Genomic DNA, 2,252 nt, shown 5'->3' with positions numbered 1-2,252 from the left:
CGGTAGTTCAGGCCCCATTCGTGGCCGACCAGATCGGCCAGCGCGGCGTCGTCGGCACGATAGACCGGGTCTTCGCGATCAATCCGCGAATTGCCCCGGGAGCGGTCGTTGTAGACCAGCAGGGTTTCCAGGCCCAGGGCCTGGTTGACCAGGGCGTGCAGTTGCAGCAGGTCGTCACGTTCCAGCGTCTGGTGAAAGCTCTGCACCAGCAGTTGCGGGCCGTAGCGGTCGATGGTCAAGCCGCCGGCGCCCTCCTGGCTGCCGTGGAACAGCCGATAGCAATCGGTGCCCTGGCCATGCAGCTCAGTGAGCAAGTCTTGACGTTGGTCGAGGGCGGCGCGCAGCGCCTGATTCAAGGAAGACATGCGGGCGCCTTGCTGGAGGGAATTGGGGCGCGGGAGTTTAGCAGTTACTGGGCTTCAAGCTCCAAGCTTCAAGCCTCAAGCTCAAATCTTGCAGCTTGCAGCTCCGGGCATCAGGTCAGAATTCCCATGCGCCGCTGTGCCCGTTGTACTGAACCATTGCGCATCGCCCAGCGCAGCATCGGTGCGCTGCGTCTGACGCTGGCGCGAATCAGTTGCCGTTGCACCGAACTCTGGCGGACGTCGAGCATGTCGCTGGCCCAGTCCGGCAGCAGGTCGATGCCGGCCTTCATCATCAGATCGCCAAAGGGCCGCGCCAACAGGCTGGGGGCCGGTGCCGCGAGCAGCAGGCGCAGCACTTCACGACTGCGCTCGTCGCACAGTAATTGTGGGCGCATGCCTTGCAGGTAATCGGCCACAGCCTGTCGGGACTTCGGTACGTCGCGGGCGCCAAGGCGTTCGGCGATAACAGCGATTTCCGCGTAATAACGATCCTGATCGGCCCACGACAGTTGCGGGTTGCGGTAACGCAAATGCGCGGCGAGGAAGTTGCTGACTTCCGCCACGTGCACCCACGTCAGCAAGTCCGGATCGCTCGCCGCGTAGGGCCGGCCGTCCGGCGCGGTGCCGACCACCTGCAGGTGGATGGTGCGCACTTTTTCGATCAGCCAGTCGGCGTCCCGACGCGAGCCGAACGTGGTGCCGGACACGAACTGACTGGTTCGGCGCAAACGCCCGAGCATGTCCTGGCGAAAGTTCGAGTGATCCCAGACGCCGGCCAGCGCCAGGGGATGCAAGGCTTGCAGCAACAGCGCGCTGATGCCGCCAATCAGCATGCTGCTGAAGTCGCCATGCACCTGCCAGCTGACTGAGTCGGGGCCGAACAGGCCGGGATCACCCTTGGGGTTTTCCAGGTCGAGCTGACCGAGAGACAGGCCGGTCAGGCTCATGAGTTGGTGTTCGATACGACTGCGGATGAATTCCATGACCACTCTGTGCACAAGGACAGGCGCGACCGGTTGACCGCGCCTGGCAGGTTACTGATTGAGGCGCTTGTCGATCAGGCCTTGCACCACACTCGGGTCGGCCAGGGTCGAGGTGTCGCCGAGGCTGTCGAGTTCGTTGCAGGCGATCTTGCGCAGGATGCGGCGCATGATCTTGCCTGAACGGGTTTTCGGCAAGGCCGGCGCCCACTGGATCAGATCCGGCTTGGCGAAGCTGCCGATTTCCTTGCTGACGTGGGCGAGCAGTTCTTTCTTCAGTTCATCGCTCGGCTCGGCACCATTCATTGGCGTGACGAAGGCGTAGATGCCCTGACCTTTGACGTCATGGGGATAACCGACCACCGCCGCCTCGGCGATGCTGTCGTGCAGCACCAGTGCGCTTTCGACTTCGGCGGTGCCGATGCGGTGCCCGGACACGTTGATCACATCGTCGATGCGTCCGGTGATCCAGTAATCGCCATCCTCGTCGCGGCGCGCGCCGTCACCGGTGAAGTAGTAACCGGGGTAGGGTTTGAAGTAGGTGTCGACCATGCGTTGCGGATCACCGTAGACGCTGCGGATCTGTGCGGGCCAGCTGGACTTGATCGCCAGCACGCCGCTGCCGGCACCCTTGATTTCCTTGCCGTGTTCATCGAGCAGCACCGGTTGCACGCCGAACATCGGTTGCGTGGCGCAGCCGGGTTTGATCCGTTGGGCGCTGACCAGGGGGCTGAGCATGATGCCGCCGGTTTCGGTCTGCCACCAGGTATCGACGATCGGGCAGCGCTGTTCGCCGACCACGTTGAAATACCATTCCCACGCTTCCGGGTTGATGGGCTCGCCGACGCTGCCGAGTAATCGCAGACTCTGGCGCGACGTTTCCTTCAACGGTTCGGCACCTTCGCGC

General features: G+C 63.3%; 2 protein-coding genes and 1 pseudogene. All 3 read right to left on the bottom strand.

Annotated elements, in window-relative coordinates; translation table 11 throughout:
- A pseudogene (locus tag DBR24_RS34175) lies at nt 1–365 on the bottom strand (SAM-dependent methyltransferase); the annotation flags it as partial.
- A 110-nt stretch (nt 366–475) separates the two neighbouring features.
- A complete protein-coding gene (locus tag DBR24_RS28195) occupies nt 476–1,348 on the bottom strand; it encodes an oxygenase MpaB family protein (RefSeq protein WP_128616337.1) in 873 nt (290 codons plus the stop codon).
- A gap of 51 nt (nt 1,349–1,399) precedes the next feature.
- Nucleotides 1,400–2,252: AMP-binding protein (locus DBR24_RS28190; RefSeq protein WP_146189137.1), on the bottom strand; the 853-nt coding region annotated here is incomplete at its 5' end.

Source organism: Pseudomonas sp. HMWF006, assembly GCF_003061205.1.
In the GTDB taxonomy this organism is placed as follows: Bacteria; Pseudomonadota; Gammaproteobacteria; order Pseudomonadales; family Pseudomonadaceae; genus Aquipseudomonas; species Aquipseudomonas monsensis.
The sequence above is the reverse complement of the archived record's forward strand: the minus strand, read 5'-3'. Positions and strand labels throughout refer to the sequence as shown.

What these genes read in the sequence shown, in the direction of transcription:
- DBR24_RS28195 (WP_128616337.1), bottom strand. Translation starts at nt 1,348, where the DNA reads ATGGAATTCATCCGCAGTCGTATCGAACACCAACTCATGAGCCTGACC.